General features: G+C 69.8%; 22 protein-coding genes. 5 read left to right on the forward strand and 17 right to left on the reverse strand.

Features of this window, described 5'->3' with window-relative positions:
- Positions 1-77: 77 nt before the first annotated feature.
- The gene (locus tag CH341_RS15210) at positions 78-1259 is read right to left on the reverse strand and encodes an amino acid ABC transporter permease (protein ID WP_111419857.1); all 1182 of its coding nucleotides are present in this window, start codon (positions 1257-1259) and stop codon (positions 78-80) included.
- 25 nt (positions 1260-1284) lie between these two features.
- Positions 1285-2301 carry an amino acid ABC transporter substrate-binding protein gene (locus CH341_RS15215; RefSeq protein ID WP_111419858.1) on the reverse strand — a complete coding sequence of 339 codons (1017 nt, stop codon included), beginning with the start codon at positions 2299-2301 and terminating at the stop codon, positions 1285-1287.
- Between the two features lie 336 nt (positions 2302-2637).
- Here CH341_RS15215 and metC point away from each other — a divergent pair, with 336 nt between their 5' ends.
- From metC to CH341_RS15230, 3 genes are read left to right on the forward strand one after another with little or no spacing between them, the layout of a single operon-like run.
- Positions 2638-3837 (forward strand): cystathionine beta-lyase, encoded by a 1200-nt coding sequence (metC, locus tag CH341_RS15220; protein ID WP_111419859.1) that lies wholly within the window; start codon positions 2638-2640, stop codon positions 3835-3837.
- Between the two features lie 55 nt (positions 3838-3892).
- The gene (locus CH341_RS15225) at positions 3893-4141 is read left to right on the forward strand and encodes a DUF433 domain-containing protein (protein WP_111419860.1); all 249 of its coding nucleotides are present in this window, start codon (positions 3893-3895) and stop codon (positions 4139-4141) included.
- A gap of 11 nt (positions 4142-4152) precedes the next feature.
- A complete protein-coding gene (locus CH341_RS15230; protein ID WP_111419876.1) occupies positions 4153-4569 on the forward strand; it encodes a DUF5615 family PIN-like protein in 417 nt (138 codons plus the stop codon).
- Positions 4570-4576: 7 nt separating this feature from the next.
- On the opposite strand, the gene CH341_RS15235 is transcribed toward CH341_RS15230, so the two are convergent.
- The 6 genes from CH341_RS15235 to CH341_RS15260 all read right to left on the reverse strand — a co-directional run bounded on the left by CH341_RS15235 (position 4577) and on the right by CH341_RS15260 (position 10146).
- Positions 4577-4924, reverse strand: a complete 348-nt coding sequence (locus CH341_RS15235; RefSeq protein WP_111419861.1) for a lipid-A-disaccharide synthase N-terminal domain-containing protein — start codon at positions 4922-4924, stop codon at positions 4577-4579.
- The gene (locus CH341_RS15240; protein ID WP_111419862.1) at positions 4924-5664 is read right to left on the reverse strand and encodes a glycosyltransferase family 2 protein; all 741 of its coding nucleotides are present in this window, start codon (positions 5662-5664) and stop codon (positions 4924-4926) included. Before CH341_RS15240 ends, CH341_RS15235 begins: the two co-directional genes overlap by 1 nt.
- Before the next feature lie 43 nt (positions 5665-5707).
- Positions 5708-6526, reverse strand: coding sequence for a phosphatase PAP2 family protein (locus tag CH341_RS15245; RefSeq protein ID WP_111419863.1), 819 nt, complete (start codon positions 6524-6526; stop codon positions 5708-5710).
- Between the two features lie 29 nt (positions 6527-6555).
- Positions 6556-8280 (reverse strand): ArnT family glycosyltransferase, encoded by a 1725-nt coding sequence (locus CH341_RS15250; RefSeq protein ID WP_111419864.1) that lies wholly within the window; start codon positions 8278-8280, stop codon positions 6556-6558.
- A gap of 358 nt (positions 8281-8638) precedes the next feature.
- On the reverse strand, positions 8639-9067 hold the full coding sequence (locus CH341_RS15255) for a hypothetical protein (protein ID WP_146604485.1): 429 nt from the start codon (positions 9065-9067) through the stop codon (positions 8639-8641).
- Entirely contained in the window at positions 9064-10146 is a 1083-nt protein-coding gene (locus tag CH341_RS15260) for an ABC transporter substrate-binding protein (protein ID WP_111419866.1), read from the reverse strand. The genes CH341_RS15255 and CH341_RS15260 overlap by 4 nt, the downstream gene beginning before the upstream one ends.
- A 268-nt stretch (positions 10147-10414) precedes the next feature.
- Between CH341_RS15260 and CH341_RS15265 the strand changes: the two genes are divergently transcribed.
- On the forward strand, positions 10415-10852 hold the full coding sequence (locus CH341_RS15265) for a nuclear transport factor 2-like protein (RefSeq protein ID WP_111419867.1): 438 nt from the start codon (positions 10415-10417) through the stop codon (positions 10850-10852).
- 166 nt (positions 10853-11018) lie between these two features.
- Here the strand turns inward: CH341_RS15265 and CH341_RS15270 are convergent, their stop codons facing one another.
- The 9 genes from CH341_RS15270 to flgB all read right to left on the reverse strand — a co-directional run bounded on the left by CH341_RS15270 (position 11019) and on the right by flgB (position 18303).
- A complete protein-coding gene (locus tag CH341_RS15270) occupies positions 11019-11774 on the reverse strand; it encodes a GntR family transcriptional regulator (protein WP_111419868.1) in 756 nt (251 codons plus the stop codon).
- Positions 11775-11910: 136 nt separating this feature from the next.
- Positions 11911-12117: a hypothetical protein gene (locus tag CH341_RS15275; RefSeq protein WP_111419869.1), complete on the reverse strand. Its 207-nt coding sequence runs from the start codon at positions 12115-12117 to the stop codon at positions 11911-11913.
- Positions 12118-12227: 110 nt separating this feature from the next.
- Entirely contained in the window at positions 12228-14795 is a 2568-nt protein-coding gene (gene cckA / locus CH341_RS15280) for a cell cycle histidine kinase CckA (protein ID WP_111419870.1), read from the reverse strand.
- A 143-nt stretch (positions 14796-14938) separates the two neighbouring features.
- Positions 14939-16006: a flagellar biosynthesis protein FlhB gene (gene flhB, locus CH341_RS15285; protein WP_111419871.1), complete on the reverse strand. Its 1068-nt coding sequence runs from the start codon at positions 16004-16006 to the stop codon at positions 14939-14941.
- A gap of 15 nt (positions 16007-16021) precedes the next feature.
- A complete protein-coding gene (gene fliR / locus CH341_RS15290; RefSeq protein ID WP_111419872.1) occupies positions 16022-16792 on the reverse strand; it encodes a flagellar biosynthetic protein FliR in 771 nt (256 codons plus the stop codon).
- 24 nt (positions 16793-16816) lie between these two features.
- Positions 16817-17080 carry a flagellar biosynthesis protein FliQ gene (fliQ, locus tag CH341_RS15295; RefSeq protein ID WP_111419873.1) on the reverse strand — a complete coding sequence of 88 codons (264 nt, stop codon included), beginning with the start codon at positions 17078-17080 and terminating at the stop codon, positions 16817-16819.
- Positions 17081-17144: 64 nt separating this feature from the next.
- Positions 17145-17468, reverse strand: a complete 324-nt coding sequence (gene fliE / locus CH341_RS15300) for a flagellar hook-basal body complex protein FliE (protein ID WP_111419874.1) — start codon at positions 17466-17468, stop codon at positions 17145-17147.
- Between the two features lie 19 nt (positions 17469-17487).
- A complete protein-coding gene (gene flgC, locus CH341_RS15305; protein WP_111419875.1) occupies positions 17488-17898 on the reverse strand; it encodes a flagellar basal body rod protein FlgC in 411 nt (136 codons plus the stop codon).
- A gap of 21 nt (positions 17899-17919) precedes the next feature.
- Entirely contained in the window at positions 17920-18303 is a 384-nt protein-coding gene (gene flgB / locus CH341_RS15310) for a flagellar basal body rod protein FlgB (protein ID WP_111419877.1), read from the reverse strand.
- Positions 18304-18575: 272 nt separating this feature from the next.
- Between flgB and CH341_RS35275 the strand changes: the two genes are divergently transcribed.
- Positions 18576-19497 (forward strand): flagellar biosynthetic protein FliO (locus CH341_RS35275; protein ID WP_245431074.1); only part of this gene is annotated, 922 nt, incomplete at its 3' end.

Genomic DNA, 19497 nt, shown 5'->3' on the forward strand with positions numbered 1-19497 from the left:
CCCCGACCCTCCCCCACAAGGGGGGAGGGAGCAGAAGGCGCCGTGCCGTGAAAGAGCGTGTGGATCGATCATCCCGCTCACCGCTCCGCCGGGGTGATCCAGGCGTTGTACCAGTTCATCAGCGCCGACGTCGCGAGGCTGAGGCTGAGATACACGGCCATGGTGATGACGACGACCTCGACGGCCTGGCCGGTGTTGTTGAGCACCGTGCCGGTGAAGATCTGGACGAGGTCCGGATAGCCGATCGCCACCGCGAGCGACGAGTTCTTGGTGAGGTTGAGATACTGGTTGGTCAAAGGCGGAATGATCACCCGCAGCGCCTGCGGCACGATGACGAGCCGGAGCGCCGCGCCGCGGCGCAGGCCGAGCGCCGAGGCCGCCTCGGTCTGGCCCTTGGGGACGGCCAGCAGGCCGGCCCGCACCGCCTCGGCGATGAAGGCGGCCGTGTAGATCGACAGGCCGAGCAGCAGCGCGACGAACTCGGGCAGCACCTCGAGCCCGCCGCGGATGTTGAAGCGCCCCATCTCGGGAAACTCGAACGCCACCGAGACGCCGACCACGGCCGCCGCCACGGCGGGCGGCACCAGGATCAGCAGCACGGTCGTGATCGCCCGCGGCGCGCCGCGCCCGAGGCTCCCGAGCTTGTCGTGAAGCGCTCCGAAGCCGATCGCCGCGACGATGCCAGCCAGCAGCGCGAGGCCGACGGTGCCCCCGCCCGCGACATGCGGGTCGGGCAGGAACAGGCCGCGATTGTTGAGATAGCCGCCGCCCGGCAGCGCGATGCTCTCGCGGATCTCCGGCAGCGCCTTGAGGACGGCGTTGTACCAGAACAGAAGCTGCAGCAGCAGCGGGATGTTGCGGATCAGCTCGACATAGCCGCCGGCGAGCTTGGCCACCAGCCAGTTCTGCGACAACCGGCCGATGCCGATGACGAAGCCCAGAATGGTCGCCAGGACGATGCCCAGCACGGCCACCAGCAGCGTGTTGAGCAGCCCGACCCAGAAGGCGCGGCCGTAGGTCGAGGCCTGCGCCGAATAGGAGATCAGCGTCTGCGAGATGTCGAAGCCGGCCGTGACGTTCCAGAAGCCGAAGCCCGAGGCGATCTTGGCGCGGGCGAGATTCTCCGAGACGTTGCCGGCAATGGCCCAGGCGAGCGCGCCGACCACCACGCACAGCAGCACCTGGTAGAAGAGTCCGCGGGCGCGGGGGCGCCGCCACAGCGGCACCTGGGGAACCGTCGCGCCCGCCGGCTCACTCATGGGGCGGTCCGCCGGCCGGGCCGGATCACCGGACCGGCGGCGCGTATTGGAGGCCGCCCTTGGTCCACAGCGCGTTCTGGCCGCGGGTGATCTTCAGGGCCGTGCCCTGCCCGATCGTGCGCTCGAACACCTCGCCGTAATTCCCGACGCCCTTGACGATCCGGATCACCCAATCCTTGGTGAGGCCGAGCTGCTCGCCGAAATTGCCTTCGCTACCCAGGAGCCGCTTGATCTCCGGATTGTCCGACTTCGCCTGCTCGTCGACATTGGCCTTGGTGATGCCGAACTCCTCGGCGTTCAACATCGCGAACAGGCTCCAGCGCACGATGTCGAACCACTGGTCGTCGCCGTGGCGCACGAAGGACGAGAACGGCTCCTTCGAGACGATCTCGGGCAGCACCACGTGGTCCTCGGGCTTGGCCAGCTTCAGCCGCACGCCGTAGAGCTGCGAGGCGTCGGTCGTGTAGGCGTCGCAGCGGCCGGTGTCGTAGGCCTTCAGCGACTCGTCGAGGGTCGCGAAGGTGACGGATTTCAGCCGCATCTTGTTGGCGCGGAAGTAGTCCGAGAGGTTCAGCTCGGTGGTGGTGCCCTGCTGCACGCACACCGCCGCGTCGTTGAGCTCGAGCGCCGAGTTCAGCTTGAGCGACTTGCGGACGATGAAGCCCTGGCCGTCGAAATAGTTGATCGCGGTGGCGTTGAGGCCGAGCTGGGTGTCGCGCGACAGCGTCCAGGTGGTGTTGCGGATCAGCACGTCGACGTCGCCGGCCTGCAGCGCCGTGAAGCGATCCTTGGCGGTCAGCGCGACGAACTTCACCTTCTGCGGGTCGTTGAAGACGGCGGCGGCCAGGGCGCGGCAGAGCTCGACGTCGAAGCCGGTCCAGATACCCTGCGCGTCCGGCATGCCGAAGCCGGGAAGCTGGCCGTTGGCGCCGCAGTTCAGCGAGCCGCGCGCCTTGATGTTGTCGAGAGTCGCCGCCGTCGCGGACGCGCCCGTGGCGAGGGCTGCGCACGCGGCGAGCAGAGCGACGAAAACCGGTTTCATGATCGCCTCATTGACAGTACGTGGAGTCCGGTGCATGGGCAGCGACCGGTCGCGACGACCGGCCGAAACGTCCGAGCCGACGCTCCGAGCGCATTCGATGCATGTCTCGTGCCGAAAAACGGCCGCAGCACGCGGTGGCCAAACCGGAGCGCGTTCCGAGCGGGCATATCAGAACGAATGCCCTGCCCGGTCAAGTGCACGGCCGTCGCACACACGCTGTGGTCGTGACGTCGCCGCACCCCGCGCCACCGCTTCACACCATCGGCGGAGCCGCCGGAAAATACCCTGCTCGGGACTGCCCCGCCCGCCGATACCTTGCTCGAGGAAGCCTTGCCCATGAAGACCCCCGATGATCGCCACGGCGCCGACGGCGCGCACGCGGACCGCACCCGCCTGGTCGTCGGCGGCCGCCGGCCGCACGAGCATTACGGCTTCGTCAACACTCCGGTGTTCCACGGCTCGACCGTGCTGTACCCGACCGCCGAGGACTATCTGGCGCGCCGCTCGCGCTTCAAGTACGCCCGCCGCGGCACCCCGACCTCGGAGGCGCTGGAGAGCGCGCTCGCCGGCATCGAGGGGCCGGCCTGTGCCGGCGTCGCGCTGCTGCCGTCCGGGCTCGCCGCCATCTCGGCCGCGCTGCTCAGCGTGCTGAAGGCCGGCGACCACGTGCTGGTGACGGATTCGGCTTACGACCCGACCCGTGTCTTCTGCGACACCATCCTGGTCCGCTGGGGCATCACCACGACCTATTACGATCCGCTGATCGGCGCCGGCATCGAGGCGCTGATGCGGCCCAACACGCGGGCCGTGTTCGTCGAGGCGCCGGGCTCGCTGTCCTTCGAGATGCAGGACATCCCGGCGATCGCCGCGGTCGCGCACGCGCACGACGCCGTCGTGCTGATGGACAACACCTGGGCGACGCCGCTGTATTTCCGCGCGCTCGACCACGGCGTCGATCTCTCGATCCAGTCCGGCACCAAATACATCGGCGGCCATTCCGACATCATGTTCGGCTGCGTCGCCGCCAACGAGCGGACCAACCAGGCGCTGCGCGACATGGTGTTCACCCTGGGCCTGTGCGTCGGCCCGGACGACATGAACCTCGCCCAGCGCGGCCTGCGCACTCTGGCGGTGCGGCTCGCCGCCCACCGGGAGGCGGCGCTGGCGGTGGCGCGCTGGTTCGAGGCGCGGCCCGAGGTGCTGAAGGTGCTCCACCCGGCGCTGCCCTCGCATCCGGGCCACGACATCTGGAGGCGGGATTTCACCGGATCGAGCGGCCTGTTCTCGGTGGTGTTCCGTCCGGTGCCGGGCCCGGCGATCAACGCCTTCCTGAACGCCCTCTCGCTGTTCGGCCTCGGCGCCTCCTGGGGCGGCTACGAGAGCCTCGCCATCCCGTTCGACTGCACGAAGATCCGCACCGCCACCACCTGGGCCCCGGGCGGCCCGACCATCCGGTTCCACATCGGCCTGGAGGACACGGCCGACATCATCGCCGACCTCGAAGGTGGCTTTGCGGCGCTGAACGCGGCTCAGTGAGGCTGATGCAAAGTTTGGCCGGAAGGGTTATCTTCTTGATCAAGAGGAAATCCCGATGGCTGCTCCGCGCCCACGTCCCGTGATCCCGACCGAGGTCGTCATCGACCCATCTGTCATGGACGGCGTACCGATCGTCTCCGGCACCCGAATTCCGGCCGAGACGATCGTGGCCTATCTTCGCGCAGGCCACGGTTCCCAGGATATTTTCGAGGATTATCCGGGCCTTCCGCTCGACGGAATCGACGCCGTCGTGACCTGGGCCGAGATGGCCTACGGTCCAGCGTGGAGGCGGCGCCCCGACTGAAGAGGCGGCCCGTGAACGGCAGGCTGCTGATCGACGAGTGCTTGAGCGTGAGCTTGGTTGCCGTGGCCAAAACCCGAGGCATCCACGCAGATCATGTGACGTGGCTCGTTAAAAGTGGGTGGCAGGACCGAAACCTGGCCGCTTTTGCGCTCGACAACGACTACGTCGTAGTCACCAACAATCGGCGCCATTTCCTGCGGGAATATGCCAACCTCAGCCTTCACTGCGGACTGATCGTCGTTGTTCCGGCGGCGCCCCGGACCGCCGAAAGGGCGCTCCTGGGAAAGGCGTTAGACGTGTTTGCCGAGCTAGACGGCGATCTCGTCAACATGGCGGTCGAGGTGCTCGAAGACGGCCGCGTGCTCGTCCGGACATGGTGCTCGGCAGCGAACGACCGCGATCACATCGACGATCCGACGTGGCGCTGACTGGCCCTCACCCCGCCCCCTTGCCCTGCACGTCTCGCCCCGCCTTGCGCTCGCGCAGGACGAACTGGAGGTTTCGCAGGTAGACGAACACGCCAAACCCCTGGCCGGCGATGAAGACCGGGTCGCGGCGGTAGAGGGCGTAGGCGAGCAGCAGGATGCCGCCCGAGATGGAGAACCACCAGAACGCCATCGGGACGACGCTCTTGCCGGCCTTCTCCGAGGCGAGCCACTGCACCACGAACCGCATGGTGAACAGGCCCTGGGCGACGATGCCGAGGAAGACCCACCAGTCCACCCGGGTGACGAAGACGTCGTAGAGATAGCCGCCGACGGCGTGCGAGAGATCGATCAGCATCAGCGCTCCACCTCCGTCACCTGCGGCACCTGCTTGCGGCGCCGGATCAGCCACCAGACGCCGGCCAGATCCAGAATCCCGATCCACAACCGGTCGAAGAAGCCGTATTTCGACACGCCGTGCCGGCGTGGCCGGTCCTTCACGTCGACATAGGCGATGATCCAGCCGTCGCGGCGCACCAGCGCCGGCAGGAAGCGATGCAGCCCGTCGAAATAGGGCAGCGCCATGAACACCTCGCGGCGGAACGCCTTCAGGCCGCAGCCGGTGTCGCGGGTGCCGTCCTTGAGCACGGCGCTGCGCACCGCGTTGGCGACACGCGACTGGAGGCGCTTGAAGCCGGTGTCCTTGCGGCCGACCCGCTGGCCGGCGACGAGGCCGACATGCGGATCCTTGCGCAGCCGGTCGAGCATCGCCGGGATGAAGCTCGGGTCGTTCTGCCCGTCGCCGTCGAGCGTCGCGACCAATGGCGCGCGAGCCGCCGCGACCCCGGTGCGCACCGCCGAGGACTGCCCGCACGAGGCGGCGTGCCTGACGTGGCGCAGCCAGGGGCGGTCGCGGCGCAGCCGGTCGATCTCGTCGCCGGTGCCGTCGGTCGAGCCGTCGTTGACGTAGACGACCTCGAACGGGCCGTCGGAGGCGAGGCTCACCGCGATCTCGTTGACCAGCGGCTCGACGTTCTCGGCCTCGTTGCGTACGGGCACCACCACGGCCACGGCCGGTCCCGGTCCACTCTGGGTCATCGAAGGAAAGGCTCCTGAAAGTGTCGCCGCGGCGCCCCTGCCCTCACCGCTCGACCGCGGTGGCGAGCGCCCTGAAGACACGGGACAACGAGGGTCCGGGCAGCGCCCGCACGGTGCCGTCCGGCATGGCCGCGAAACCGAGCCGGCGGGACGCGAACCATTCGCGCACCAGCACGGCCCCGAACGCCCCGAACGCCGCGCCGGCGATCACGTCGCTCGGAAAGTGCGCCGAGACGATGATCCGGCTCAGCGCGATGGCGAGGGCGAAGATCCACAGGACCGGCCGCGCCGCCGGCCACACGGCGCCGATCGCCACCAGCGCCGCGAAGGACGTGATGGTGTGGCCGGACGGGAGGCTCGCATAGTCGGAGCGCCACGACAGCGGATGATAGGCCCAGGCGCCGAGCTCCGAGGGACGCACCCGGCCGATCAGGCGCTTGACGATGGTGCCGACCAGCCCGGGCAGCCCGACCGCGACGAAGACGAAGCCGACCCGCACCACCGCGGCGGCCAGCACGGCGCGCGACACGCGGTCGAGCCCCGGCCGGACCAGCGCGGCGATCGACACGATCACGGCGGCGGCCGGGATCAGGATCCAGCCGGAGCGGCCGTAGTCGGTGACGTCCTCGAACAGGTCGATCACCCAGCGCGGCGCGGCCTTCACCTGGGCGGCGAGCGGGTCGACCAGCAGCATGGTGAGGAGGATCAGGCCGAGCGCGATCGCGGCCTGCCGGCGATGGGTCAGCACCAGCGCCTTGAAGCCGGGCGTGCGCGACGGCCGCCGCGGCGGCGTGAACAGCACGCCGAGCCAAGCCGCGAGGTTGGCGAGCAGGCGCAGCGGCCAGCCCGGCGCGGCGGGCATCCGCCCGGGCTCGGGTCCGGCCACCGCCGTCACGGATCGACCCCGATGAAGGTCTGGATGGAGACGGCGCGGCCGCTCGAATAGTTGACGCCCTCGACCCGGACGCCGGTGCCGTAGCGCAGCCCGATGGCGTCGGCCCGCTGGACGAAGGCGCGCTCCTGCCCCTTCTCGACGAAGGCGTAGCGGCAGTGCCCCCCGCGCGAGAGGAAATCCGCCGCCCCGGCACCTGACACGTGCTGCACCTGCGTCCCGACCAGGAAGACGAGGCTCGGCTCGTGATAGCCGGCGGTCGCGGCCTGCACCTCGCCGCAGCGACCGAAGGCGACGAAGCGGGCGAGCTGCAGCGACGGGAACAGCGCCCCGATGGTCGGGAATGTCGCCGAAAAGGCCGCCGTGAACAGCGCGATCATGGCGATCACGACGCGCATGAACGACACCTCGACCCCGTCCGCCTCGAACAGCCACCAGGCGAACAGCGCCGCGATCAGGGCGACCGCGGACAGCGCCCAGGTCACCGGCCCGAACCGCTGCCCGATCCAGATGTTGATGACGATCAGCCCGATCGCGATCACGGCGGTGAGGATGAACCACCACATCGGCGCCCGGCGCAGCCAGATGTTCCTGGACAGCGCATCGCGGTCGATCGCCATGGCGAGCAGGATGGCGATCGCCGGGTAGACCGGCAGCACGTAGTGCGGCAGCTTGGTCATCGCCGCCTCGAACACCAGCCAGGTCGGGATCAGCCAGGCGAGGAGGTAGCGCACCTCGGGCACGCTGCGGCTCCTCCACACGGCCATGAAGGCCATGGGCACCAGGATCGAGGCCGGGAAGAAGGTGCCCCAGAAGAGCAGCACGTAGTAGCCGGGCGGCGCCCCGTGCGCCTCCTGGCCGCTGCCGACCTTGGACAGGAGGTCGCGGCCGAGCGACTCCTCGAAGAAGCCGGCGCCGCTCTTCGCCACGATGGCGACGAACCAGGGCAGCACCAGAAGCAGCATCCAGGCGAGCCCCGGGAGCGGCTTCAGCCGCAGCACGAAGCGGGCCGAGCGGTCGGCGATCGCCAGCGCCGCCACGGCGAGGCCGACCACCATGACGATCAACGGCCCCTTGATCAAGAAACCGCCTGCCATGGCCGTCCAGAAGATCGCCGGCAGCGCCCACGGATGGCCGGGATCGGGCCGGCCGGCGCGCTCGATCAGGTAGGCCCGAGCCATCGCTCCCATGGCGGCCACGACGGTGGCGAACAGCACCGCGTCGGTCTTGGCGAGGCGCGCCTCGACCCCGAGCAGGATGCAGCTCCCCAGCATCAGGCCGGCCAGCACGGCGGCGCGGCGCGACACGAAGGCCAGCGCCGTCCAGTAGGTCAGCAGCACGGCCCCGAGGGCGCCGAGGATCGACGGCACCCGGTACAGCCACATGCGGGCCCGCGCCTCCGGCACGCCGATCGCCTCGGCGCTGCCGACCACGGCCGCCTGCAGCCAGTAGATGCCGACCGGCTTCTTGTAGCGGCTCTCCTCCTGGAAGCGGATGTCGACGAGATCGCCGCTCTCCAGCATCTGCTTGGTCGCCTGGGCGAAGCGCGCCTCGTCGCGGTCGATCGGCGGCAGCTGGAAGATGCCCGGCAGGAAGGCGAGCAGCGACACCGCCACCAGCAGGACGACGGCGTTGCGATGCCGACGCGCCGCCCAGGCGAGCACGGCCCGGAGCAGCGCGGCGGTCTGCCGGCTCGGTGCGGTTCCGAAGGTGGTGGCGGACATTCCCGGGTCCTGCTGAAGTCGCGCGGACAATAGAGAAAAGCCGACGGAGGGGAAAGCGCCCCGGAACCCGGCATGCCGGCTGTGTCGCGACGCGGCAACACCGTCTTTTTTCTTTTGTTTTCAATTGCTCAGAACAAACGCCAGAGACTTTGATCGAACCGTCGGAATTCTCCGCCTCGTGCCCCGGACAAGGCGGAGCAGGCCGCAGGCCTGATGCGCCGCAGAGCCGGGGCCCATCTTCGCCGCGCCGGACCGACTCGCCACAGGCGCCTCGCTGGACCGCCCTGGGTCCCGGCTCGACGGTGCACCGCTTCGCGTTGCCCCGCCGTCCGGGACACGAGGGGTGTGCGCAGGGACCCTACTGCACCCTCACCAGCACGCTGTCGGTGGCACCGCGGCCGTCCGTGACGGTGAGGCGGACGAAGCCGGGGCCGTCGGGCGTGACGGTGGTGCTCTTGCGGTCGCGCAGCGTCGCCCGCGGCAGGCCGTCGACCAGGACCGTCACGGGCCCGGCCCCGCCGGCGATCTTGACGGCCAGCGCGGCCGGCTCGGCGCCCTCGGCGGCCAGCTCCAGCCGCGCCCCGTTGGGCGGGAAGACGATTCTCAACGGCGGCTCGGTGCCGGCGCTGGGCAAGGCCCCGGGCCGGAAATGCTGCAAGGGCAGCGGCAGCTTTCCGGTGGCGGCAAAGAGCGTTCCGCGCGGCGCCGGGGGGAGCGGCGCGATCGGCCGGCCCAGGCGCGCGAAGGCGTCGAACAGGATCGGCGCCGCGGTGCCACGGCCGATCATCCCGGGCACCGGCGCCCCGTCCGGACGGCCGACCCACACGCCGATGGTCCGCTTGCCGTCGAAGCCGATCGCCCAGGCGTCGCGATAGCCGTAGGACGTGCCGGTCTTGAAGGCGATGCGCCCGCCGGCGTCACGTCGGCGAGGCTCTTGATCTCCGGATACTTGGCCTTGAGCGCGGCGAGCGTCGCCGTGGCCTTGGGCGTCTCGTTGCCCGAGAAGCTGAAGGTCTGGATGAAGTGCACCTTGTCGGCGCTGGCGCCCGCGAGCTCGCCGAAGCGGCCGCCGGCCGGGCCCCAATGCGACACGATCGGCACCGACCAGCCCATGCGGTCGAGCGACTTCACCACCTGGGCCGAGGGCGCCACGTTGGCGACCAGGAACAGCACGTCGGCGCCGGCCTGCTTGAGGCGGGTGAGCTGCGGCACCACGTCGACGTCGTTGGTCTCGAACTTTTCCACCCCGGCGAACGGAATGCTCTTCGCGGCCAGCGCGTCCTTGAGGCCCTTCTCGTTCGACTCGCCCCACGGATTGTTGATCAGGATCATGCCGGGCTTCTTGGCGCCGTACTTCTTCACGGCGTAGTCGACCAGCGCGACGTCGACCAAGTCATCCACGGCCGAGACGCGAAACACGTAGTTGTCGGCGGCGCCGTTCCTGGTGATCGGCGTGCCGGCGGCCCAGACGCCCATGAACGGCACCTTGGACTGGTTGGCGAACGGCACGATGGCGATCGACACCGGCGTGTCGAGGCCGCCGAAGAAGGCGGCCACCTTCTCGCGCTGGACCAGCTCGCGCGCCGCCACCACGCCCTTGGCCGGATTGCTCTCGTCGTCGCGCACGACCAGCTCGACCTTCTTGCCCAGCAGCCCGCCCTTGGCGTTCATCTCGTCGATGGCGAGCGACAGGCCGCGGACGATCGCCTCGCCGGACTTCGCCGACTGGCCCGACATGGCGGCGACCAGGCCGAGCTTGACGGTCTCCTGCGCCTGCGCAGGCCATGCGAGCGTGCCGGCGAGCAGCGCGGTCGCACCGAAGAACGCGAGCCGCCGGGTCGGGCGGACGGACAGAGACAGGGCCATGGGCGTACCTCGCGAAAGGGGATGAACCGGGTCGTCCTCACGCAAGCAGCGTGCCAGACCGTATCCACTGCAAACGCTCGGGAACCGCTGCGCCGCCGGGTCGCACCGCCCAAGCGGTGAGCATCCGCAGGCCCGACCCGCCCAAATCGCATGCAAAAGTGTATACAATCCGAATAGCTTTCGCATACGATAGAGGTCGTCGCGGCTGGCCGGGAAAATGCATCGCGACGCCGGAGTGCCGGCCCGAACTCTCGACCGTGAGGAACCCATGTCCCCTGCGCGCCCCGCTCCCGTCGCCGCCGACGATCCGTCCGAGACGCAGGCCGCCGCCGCCATCGTCGAGGCCTTCCTGGAGGCCTCGATGGTCCCGGACCCGGTCCGGGCCGCGACCTACATCGCCGACGAGCTCGTGATCACGTTCACGGGAGGGCGCAAGTTCGCGCATCCGCGCGAGAGCGCCGCCTTCAATGCCGGCCGCTACAAATGGGTGAAGAAGCGGATGCTGCGCACCGACGTGGTGCCGGGCGCGGGCGAAACCATCGTCTACAATCTCGGCCACCTCTACGGCGAATGGCCGGACGGCACGCCCTTCGACGGCAATCGCTACATCGACCGCTTCGTGGTGCGGGGCGGCAAGATCGTCGCGATGGACGTGTGGAACGACTCCGCCGAGCGCCTGCTGACCAAGAACGGGATCGAGGCGTGACGCGTTGCGCCACACCGCGCTGACATGCCCCTCGTGCCCTGACATGCCCCTCATGGTGAGGAGCGGCCGACGGCCGCGTCTCGAACCATGAGGCCGGCACCGGGGCCGCCCCGTCCTTCGAGACGCCCGCTGCGCGGGCTCCTCAGGACGAGGCGGAAGAACGCCCTCACCGCTTGCGTGACACCTTGGCCCGCTTGGCGGCGCCGCCGGCCTCGTCGGCATAAGGGGCCAGGATCGCTCCGATGTCGCGCTCCTTGGCGGGGCGCGGGACGATCAGGGCGCGGTTCATCACGGCGCCGAGATGCCGGTCCATGACCGCGATGGCGGCGGCCGCATCGCCTGCGGCGAGCGCCGCGATCACCTCCCGATGCTCGCTGACGGCGCATTCGGACGAGTGCGGCCGGGCGTAGAGGGCGAGGATCAGGCCGCAGCGCAGCGCCACCTCGGAGAGATAGCGGACCAGGATCTCGCTGCCCGTCATCTCGGCCAGCACGACGTGGAACTCGGTGGCGAGCCGGATCGACCGCCGCTCGTCGGTCCCGCGTGAAACCTCCTCCTCGGCGACATGGGCTTCGAGGGTGGCGATCTGGGCGGCCGTCAAGCGACCGGCGAGCCGGGTGACGACCAGACGCTCGAGCCCGAGCCGGATGTCGAAGAGATCGCCGGCCTGGTCCCAGCCCGGCGTGGCGACGGCGGCGCCGCGGTTGCGGCGCAGCTCCACCAGCCCCTCGGCGGCGAGGCGGCCCAGCGCGTGGCGCACGATGGTGCGGCTGGCGCCGAAGCGCTCGCCGATCGCATCCTCCGGCAGCTTGGCGCCCGGCTCCAGCGCCTGCTCGATGATCGCGTGCCGCAGCGCGCGATAGATCGCTTCTGCCCGATCCCCCGGCCGCTTGCCCGGCTTCTTGTCGGTGTCCTTCGCCATCGCGTCGCTTCAGCCTGCCTGTCGCCGGATCCTGCCGGTCGCCCGGATGGAGCGAAGCGCAATCCGGGACCATCGCCCCCGCAATCCGCTGCCCTCCACGCGGGCGACACCGAGCATGTGGCGTGCCAGCCCCGCCTCACCGCGGCGGCGGCACGATCAGTGGAGCACCGCAGTTGCGCCGGCCCTGGGCGGCGCAGTCGTCGGCCTGACGCTGCGCGACCATGGCGTCGACCAGCCAGTAGCCGGCCGCCACCACGGCGAGAAAGAAGACGACCAGCAGCAGGTTGGTCGTGCGGCGGCTGCCGTCGTCCTCGTCGTCGTCCTGGGGCGGAGTCGGGGTCATGATGGGCAGGCGGAGACCTCACGGGTGGTCGCCCGGATGGAGCGGAGCGACATCCGGGACGGTGTCCCCGCCTGTCGCTGGCGCTCAATGCGGACAACGGATCAGAAGCCTCACGGCCCCATCGTCTCCTTCACGGCGGCGACCAGCTGCTTGAGCGTGAACGGCTTCGCCAGGAAGGCGAACTGGCCGCCTTCCGGCAGGTTCTTGGCGAACGCCTCCTCGGCGTAGCCGGACACGAAGATGATCTTCAGATCGGGATCGCGCTTGCGCAGCTCCTTGAGCAGCGTCGGCCCGTCCATCTCGGGCATCACCACGTCGGAGACCACGAGGTCGACCTTCTGGCCGGCGTCGATCAGCTCGATCGCCTCCAGGCCGTTGCCGGCCTCGCACACCGTGTAGCCGCGCGACGACAGGCCGCGCGCGTTGAGCCCGCGAAGGCCCTCCTCGTCCTCGACCAGCAGGATGGTGCCCTGCCCGGTGTGATCGGCGGCGCGTGCCGATTCGCCGGAGCCGATCTGTGCCGGGGCGAGCGACGCGGCGGCCGCCTCGACCTCCTCGACGGTCGGCACGTGGCGCGGCAGATAGATGCGGAACGTGGTGCCGTGGCCCATCTCCGACTCGACGAAGACGTAGCCGCCGGTCTGCTTGATGATGCCGTAGACGGTCGACAGGCCGAGGCCCGTGCCCTTGCCGACCTCCTTGGTCGAGAAGAACGGCTCGAAGATGCGGTCGATGATCTCGGGCGGAATGCCGGAGCCCGAGTCCGACACCTCGATCAGCACGTACTCGCCCGGCGGCATGCCCTTGTGGGCGGAGGCGCGGCTCTCGTCCTCGCCGACATTGCGGGTGCGCAGCGTCAGCTTGCCGCCGTCCGGCATCGCGTCCCGCGCGTTGACGGCGAGATTCACGATCACCTGCTCGAACTGCGACAGGTCGGCCTTGACGGGCCACAGGTCGCGGCCGTGGCGGACGTCGAGCGAGACCTTCTCGCCGATCAGCCGGCGCAGCAGCATGGAGATGTCCGACAGCGCCTCGGCGAGGTCGAGCACCTGCGGGCGCAGCGTCTGGCGGCGCGAGAACGCCAGGAGCTGCCGCACCAGCGCGGCCGCCCGGTTGGCGTTCTGCTTGATCTGCATGATGTCCTGGAAGGACGGATCGGTCGGCTTGTGGGCGTTGAGCAGGAAGTCGGTCGCCATCATGACGGCCGACAGCACGTTGTTGAAATCGTGCGCGATGCCGCCGGCCAGCTTGCCGACCGAATCCATCTTCTGGGCCTGGTCGACCTGCTTCTGCAGCGCCCGCTGCTCGGTGGTCTCCAGCGCGTAGACGATGGCGGCCTCCTGGTCGCCCTCCTCCTCGACGGCGGTGACCCAGAAGCGCGCCCAGCGCTCGGTGGCGCTGGCGAGCGCCGCCTCGACCGGCGGGATGTCGCCCTGCCCGCGCGCCGCCTTGGCGATGGCGGTCTCCAGGGCGGGCCGGTCGCGCTCCGCCACGATGGCCAGGATCGAGCGGCCCTCCGGCCGGGTCTCGCCGGCGACCACGTCCTGGAACATGCCGGCGAGCAGCCCGTTGTTGCGCGCGATCCGGCCGGCGCGGTCGACCGTGGCGATCGCCATCGGGGTGTTGATGAAGAACCGCATGAAGCGCACCTCGGCGGCGCGCTGCGGATCGATCCCCTCGTTGCGGGCCCGGTTGAGCACCAGGGTGCGCGAGGCGCCGGGCGCCCCGTCCGCCCCGAACGCGACCTTGTGGTAGAGCCGCACCGGCACCGACTTGCCGCCGCGGGTCTTCAGGTCGAGGTCGAGCACGTCGGTCTTCACCTCGCCGGGCTGGGCCGAGGTGGCGGTCAGGAGCGCGGCGCCGTTCGCCGGCACGATGTCGGCGAGCTGCAGCCCGCCGGAGCCGACCTCGGCCAGGTCGTAGTCGAGCCACTCGGCCAGCGTCGCGTTGATGTAGCCGACCGCGCCGAGGCCATCGACCGAGAAGAAGCCGGCCGGGGCGTGATCGAGATAGTCGATCGCGTGCTGCAGCTCCTGGAAGACGTTCTCCTGCCGCTCGCGCTCGCGCGACACGTCGGCCACGCTCCACACCGTGAAGCGGGCGTCCGAGCCGGTGCGGCCGAGCGGCCGCACGCGCAGCTGCAGCCAGCGGGCGGTTTCTCCAGCGAAGCCGTTGACCCGCACCTCCTCCTGCAGCCGCCGCCCTTCCCGGGCGGCCTTGAGCAGCCGGTAGACGGCCTCGGAGACGTCCGGATCGCCGATGAACACCCGCTCCACCGGTCGGACCTCGGACAGGTCGGTCGCGCCGACGAGGTGGCAATAGGCCGGATTGGCATAGACCACGCGCCCGTTCGGGTCGGTGACGACGATGCCGTCGAAGGCGTCGTCCAGCACCCGCCGGTACATCGGGCTCGCCTCGGCGCCGCCGGAGAGCCGCAGGATGCCGGTCGCGGTGGCCAGGAGCGAGAACACGCCGATCATGCCGAGAACCGCGAGCAGCCCCAGCACATAGGGCTCGGCCTCGGCCCGGCCGATGAAAAGCAGCCCCGCCGCGGCGGCGATCAGCGCGAGCGCGATGACCAGCACGAACCGGATGCTTCCTCGCCGCTCACCACCCGGGAACACGTCCAAGCCCCCCCTGCTCGACCCGCCTCCCTTGCTCAGGTCATGCGTCGTCATCGATATCGGCTCCGTCGCCCGACCTCGCGACTCAATCTGTGCCCGAGTCCTCTGCTTCGAACAAGGGCGCGGGTCTCCGACGAGCGCCGTCGACGGCCCCGTGGCGGGCTTTTCGGCCGCCGCGCGAGGGCGGCCGCCCCGGCTCACCGCCACGCCTTCTTGAGTCGCATGACGTAGCCGACGACCTCGGCCACCGCCTTGTAGTGCTCGGGCGGGATCTCCTGGTCGATCTCGACGGTGGCGAAGAGGGTGCGGGCGAGCGGCGGGTTCTCGATGACGGGCACGCCGGCCTCGCTGGCGACCTCGCGAATCTTGAGGGCGATCCGGTCCGTGCCCTTGGCCAGGCAGAGCGGTGCGTTCATGCCGCGCTCGTATTTCAGCGCGACGGCGTAGTGGGTCGGGTTGGTGATCACCACGGTGGCCCCCGGCACCGCCGCCATCATGCGCTTGCGGACCCGGCTCATCCGCAGCTGGCGGATACGGGCCTTGATCTTCGGGTCGCCTTCGGTCTCCTTGAACTCGTCCTTGACCTGCTTCAGCGACATCTTCTGGCGCTGGTACCATTGCTGGTACTGGAACAGGTAGTCGGCGGCCGCGATCACGGCCAGGATCGCCACCACCCAGCCCAGGAGCTTCAGGATCAGGCGGAGCGAGACCGCCAGGATGGCGGCCGGATCGGTCGACACCAGCGCCTCGAGCCGGTCGCGCTCCGGCCACAGCAGAAGCACCAGCACGGTGCCCACCAGGCCGAGCTTGATCAGGCCCTTGACGAAGTTGGCGAGCGCCTGCGCCGAGAACAGCCGCTTGAACCCGGCCATCGGAGAGATTTTCGACAGCTTCGGGCTGAGGCTCTCGGTCGACCACACCAGCCGGTGCTGAATGGCGTTGCCGGCGAGCGCGGCGAGGAACAGCAGCAGGAACGGCAGCCCGAGGGCGGCCAGCACCTCGTAGGAGAGCTGCGCGGCGAGTCGCGTCAGCATCGAGCCGTCGGCCGGGATCGCCCAGGACTTGGCGAGCACGCCCTTCATGGAGGCCGTGATGGCGGAGCTGCTCGGGCCGGCGAACATCGACAGCGCCAGCGTGCCGGCGCCGATCACGAACCAGGTCGAGACCTCCTGGCTCTTGACGACGTCGCCGTGCTTGAGGGCCTCGTCGAGATGTCGCTGTGTGGGGTCTTCTGTCTTGTCCGATTGGTCCTGGTCTTCGGCCATGGCGGAGGAGTCTCCTCAGCCACGCGGCGCGATGTCGTGCATCACGCCGCCGAAGAAGCCCAGGAACGACGCCATCATGGCACCGATGACGAACACGAAGATCAGGAGGCCGATGAAGATCGACAGCGGCATCGCGACGAAGAACACCTGCATCTGCGGCATCAGGCGCGACAGCACGCCGAGGCCGACATTGAAGAGCAGGCCGAAGACCAGAAACGGCGCCGAGATCTGGACGCCGATCGAGAAGGCGCCGCCGACCAGCCTGGTCACCAGCGCCGCCATGTCGCCCGTCGAGGGCACCTCGCCGGGCCGGAACAGGACGTAGCTGTCGGCCAGCGCCGCGATCGCCAGATGGTGCATGTCGGTCGCGAAGATCAGCACGATGCCGAGCAGCGTCAGGAAGTTTGCGACGATGACGCCCTGCTGGCCCTGGGTCGGATCGATGGTGCTGACGAAGCCGAAGCCGAGCTGCTGGGCGACGATCGAGCCGGTCACCTGCAGGGCCGAGATGCACAGCCGCGCCGTCATGCCCAGCAGGAAGCCGACCAGCAGCTCCGACATCAGCATGCCGAACACCGGGCCGAAGCTCTTGAGGTCGATCTGGTAGGCGTTGCGGTAGAGCGGCATCACCACGGCCGCGAGCAATATGGCCGCCGTGAGCCGCAGGCGGACCGGCACGCTGCGCTCGCCGAAGCCGGGCAGCAGCATGATCATGGTGCCGGTGCGGGCGAACATGAGCATGAAGGTGACGGCGAGCCCGGGCAGGAACGAGAGGTCGATCCGCATGCCGCCCCTCCTGGGCCAGTCGCCTCAGCCGCCGGCGATCCTCGCCGCGAGCCGGATCATGTGGCCGTGCAGCTGGTCGGCCATGAACGGCAGCGCGAGAATCATGGCGGCGAAGATCGCCAGGATCTTCGGCACGAAGACCAGCGTCGATTCCTGGATCTGCGTCAATGCCTGAAACAGCGACACCACGACGCCGACGACGAGGCCGACCAGCATCAGCGGGCTCGACACCAGCACGAGCGTCATGATCGAGTCGCGCGCGATGTCGACGACTTCCGGCCCGGTCATCTCGTTTCCCCGTCCCGGCGCATTCGCGCGCCGCCCCGATCGGCTCGTGCGTCGCTCGCGCCGGTCAGATCGTCATCCGCATGATCTCTTCGTAGGCCTGGATGACCTTGTCGCGCACCGAGACGAGGCTGGCGATCGCGGTCTCGGTCTCGGCGACGGCCGTGACCACGTCCACGATGTTCGCCTTGCCGGCGGCCAGGGCCTGGCTCTGCGTGTCCGACTTGTGGCCGACGGCGGCGATGTCGTTGACGACATTGCGCAGCATGGCGCCGAACTCGCCGGTCTTTCCCTCGGCCGCGTCGCCGATGGTCTTGCTCAGTCCCGTGCCGGGCGAGCCGAGGCGCGCCATGGTGGCATAGGCATTCGCGGCGATGCCAGGAATGGCCATTTGGTTTCCCCTCTCCAAGTCACGCGCGCAGGATGTCGAGCGTGCGCTGAATCATCCGGCGGGTCGCGCCGATCACGTTCACGTTGGCCTCGTAGGAGCGCTGGGCCTCGCGCATGTCCGTCATCTCGATCATCGAGTTGACGTTCGGGTACCGGACGTTGCCGTTCGCGTCGGCGGACGGGTGTCCGGGCTCGTGCTTGGTGCGGAATTCGCTCTTGTCCGGTTGCACCGGCCCCATCGTGACCACCCGGGCGTCGAGGCTGCGATCGAGCTCGGCCCGGAAGGTCGGGACGCGGCGACGGTACGGATCCGCCCCGGCGCGCGGCGCGGTCGAATCGGCGTTGGCGATGTTCTCGGACAGCACCCGCATCCGGCCGGCCTGGGCCCGGAGGCCGGAGGCCGCGATGGAGAGAGACTTCACGAAATCCATGGGATCACCTCACTCGTCGCGTCACTTGCCGAGGGCCGTCTTCAGCAGGGCAAGGCTGCGCGTGTAGAGCTGCGTGGCCGCCTGGTAGTCCATCTGGTTGCCCGCCACCTTCATCATCTCGTCCTCGAGATGGACGGCATTGCCGGCCGGGCGCACCGCGAAGCGCTCGTTCTTGTCCTTGAACTGCGTCCCGCCGGTGAGCCCGCCCATGTGGGACGGGTCGGTCTGCGCCAGCGACACGGCCTGGCTGGCCGCCCGGTCGAAGGACGGCGGGGCGAGGTCGCGCGGGCGGAACTTCGGCGTGTCGGCGTTGGACACGTTCTCGGCGAGCAGGCGCTGACGCTCCTGGTGCCATTGCATCCGGGTCCGCAGCATCGAGAGGATCGGGATGTCCGAGATCGCCATGTCGTCCGCCTTCGCCGCGACACCGATCGTGCCGCCCGGCAAACATTGCCGCCCTTATGGTTAACGAGCAGTTAACCGCTCCGGCGCCATCAGGCCGCCACGGTTTTGCCGCTTCAGGAAAACCTCAAGGGATGCGTATGTTGTGGGCTCCACTGCGCTTTCGTGTTAAGGAGTGGTGAACGTCCGGCGCCGGCAGAATTTGCCGAACCGGTTAACCATTCGAACGAATCGGCTCGGCGTGCGCGGCAGGAGCGGAGAAAGGATTAACAGCCATGGTCGGCGATATGCCGCTTCCCGCGAAGTTCTTCATCGCCTTCGTGATCGTGCTCGCGTTGATCGGCGGCGTCGCGTGGCTGGTGCGGCGGTTCGGCTCCGGCGGGCTCGGCTCGGCCGCGGCGCGCGGCCGCCAGGCGCGACTCGGCGTCATCGAGGCGACCGCCGTCGACAGCCGCCGCCGGCTCGTCCTGGTGCGACGTGACAATGTCGAGCACCTGATCATGCTGGGCGGCCCGTCCGACCTGGTGGTCGAGGCCAACATCGTCCGCGGCCAGCCGGCCGCGCCGATGCGCGACGTCCCGACCGCACGGATGGAGCAGCCGGGCCGCCCGGGGCCGGACAGCGGCCTGTGGTCGGTGGCGCCGGAGCCGTCGTTCCGCAACGGCCGGCCCGAGCGCGGCATGATCCAGCCGGTCGCCGAGGACCTGCCGCTCCAGCCGCAGGTCGAGCCCGGCCCGCGGCCCCAGACCGTCGACCGGCTCGCCGGTCTCGCGGCCGAGCTGTCGCGCAGCCCGCCGCCGGCGATCGTCGAGCCGCGCGCGGCGGAAGCGCGCCTCGGGGAGCCGCGGATGTCCGAGCCCCGGCTGCCCGACAGCCGCATGCCGGATCCGCGGATCGGTGACGCCCGCATGGGCGAGCCGCATCCGGGTGAGCCGCGACTGCATGAGCCGCGAATGCCCGAACCGCGACTGCCGGAGCCCCGGAGGCCGGACGCCAGGACGCCCGAGCCTCGGATGCCCGAGCCGCGCGTGTCCGAGCCGCGCATGTCCGAAGCGCGCATGTCCGAGCCGCGCATGCCGGAGCCCCGGATCCCCGAGCCCCGGATGCCGGAGGCGCGCGTCCCGGAGCCGCGCCCCGCGGAGGCGCGCCGGCCCGGCCCGGAGCTGCGTCGCCCGCTCGAATCGCGGCGCCCCCCTG

This window comes from Rhodoplanes roseus, from assembly GCF_003258865.1.
Taxonomy (GTDB): domain Bacteria; phylum Pseudomonadota; class Alphaproteobacteria; order Rhizobiales; family Xanthobacteraceae; genus Rhodoplanes; species Rhodoplanes roseus.

Coding starts and splice junctions, on each gene's coding strand:
- CH341_RS15240 (WP_111419862.1), bottom strand. CDS start 5,664: ATGACCCAGAGTGGACCGGGACCGGCCGTGGCCGTGGTGGTGCCCGTA.
- flgC (WP_111419875.1), bottom strand. CDS start 17,898: ATGGATTTCGTGAAGTCTCTCTCCATCGCGGCCTCCGGCCTCCGGGCC.
- CH341_RS15225 (WP_111419860.1), top strand. CDS start 3,893: ATGGCTGCTCCGCGCCCACGTCCCGTGATCCCGACCGAGGTCGTCATC.
- cckA (WP_111419870.1), bottom strand. CDS start 14,795: ATGACGACGCATGACCTGAGCAAGGGAGGCGGGTCGAGCAGGGGGGGC.
- CH341_RS15270 (WP_111419868.1), bottom strand. CDS start 11,774: ATGGCGAAGGACACCGACAAGAAGCCGGGCAAGCGGCCGGGGGATCGG.
- CH341_RS15275 (WP_111419869.1), bottom strand. CDS start 12,117: ATGACCCCGACTCCGCCCCAGGACGACGACGAGGACGACGGCAGCCGC.
- CH341_RS15235 (WP_111419861.1), bottom strand. CDS start 4,924: ATGCTGATCGATCTCTCGCACGCCGTCGGCGGCTATCTCTACGACGTC.
- flhB (WP_111419871.1), bottom strand. CDS start 16,006: ATGGCCGAAGACCAGGACCAATCGGACAAGACAGAAGACCCCACACAG.
- CH341_RS15215 (WP_111419858.1), bottom strand. CDS start 2,301: ATGAAACCGGTTTTCGTCGCTCTGCTCGCCGCGTGCGCAGCCCTCGCC.
- CH341_RS15245 (WP_111419863.1), bottom strand. CDS start 6,526: ATGCCCGCCGCGCCGGGCTGGCCGCTGCGCCTGCTCGCCAACCTCGCG.
- metC (WP_111419859.1), top strand. CDS start 2,638: ATGAAGACCCCCGATGATCGCCACGGCGCCGACGGCGCGCACGCGGAC.
- flgB (WP_111419877.1), bottom strand. CDS start 18,303: ATGGCGATCTCGGACATCCCGATCCTCTCGATGCTGCGGACCCGGATG.
- CH341_RS15255 (WP_146604485.1), bottom strand. CDS start 9,067: ATGATCGGCCGTGGCACCGCGGCGCCGATCCTGTTCGACGCCTTCGCG.
- fliE (WP_111419874.1), bottom strand. CDS start 17,468: ATGGCCATTCCTGGCATCGCCGCGAATGCCTATGCCACCATGGCGCGC.
- fliR (WP_111419872.1), bottom strand. CDS start 16,792: ATGCGGATCGACCTCTCGTTCCTGCCCGGGCTCGCCGTCACCTTCATG.
- fliQ (WP_111419873.1), bottom strand. CDS start 17,080: ATGACCGGGCCGGAAGTCGTCGACATCGCGCGCGACTCGATCATGACG.
- CH341_RS15210 (WP_111419857.1), bottom strand. CDS start 1,259: ATGAGTGAGCCGGCGGGCGCGACGGTTCCCCAGGTGCCGCTGTGGCGG.
- CH341_RS15250 (WP_111419864.1), bottom strand. CDS start 8,280: ATGTCCGCCACCACCTTCGGAACCGCACCGAGCCGGCAGACCGCCGCG.
- CH341_RS15260 (WP_111419866.1), bottom strand. CDS start 10,146: ATGGCCCTGTCTCTGTCCGTCCGCCCGACCCGGCGGCTCGCGTTCTTC.
- CH341_RS15265 (WP_111419867.1), top strand. CDS start 10,415: ATGTCCCCTGCGCGCCCCGCTCCCGTCGCCGCCGACGATCCGTCCGAG.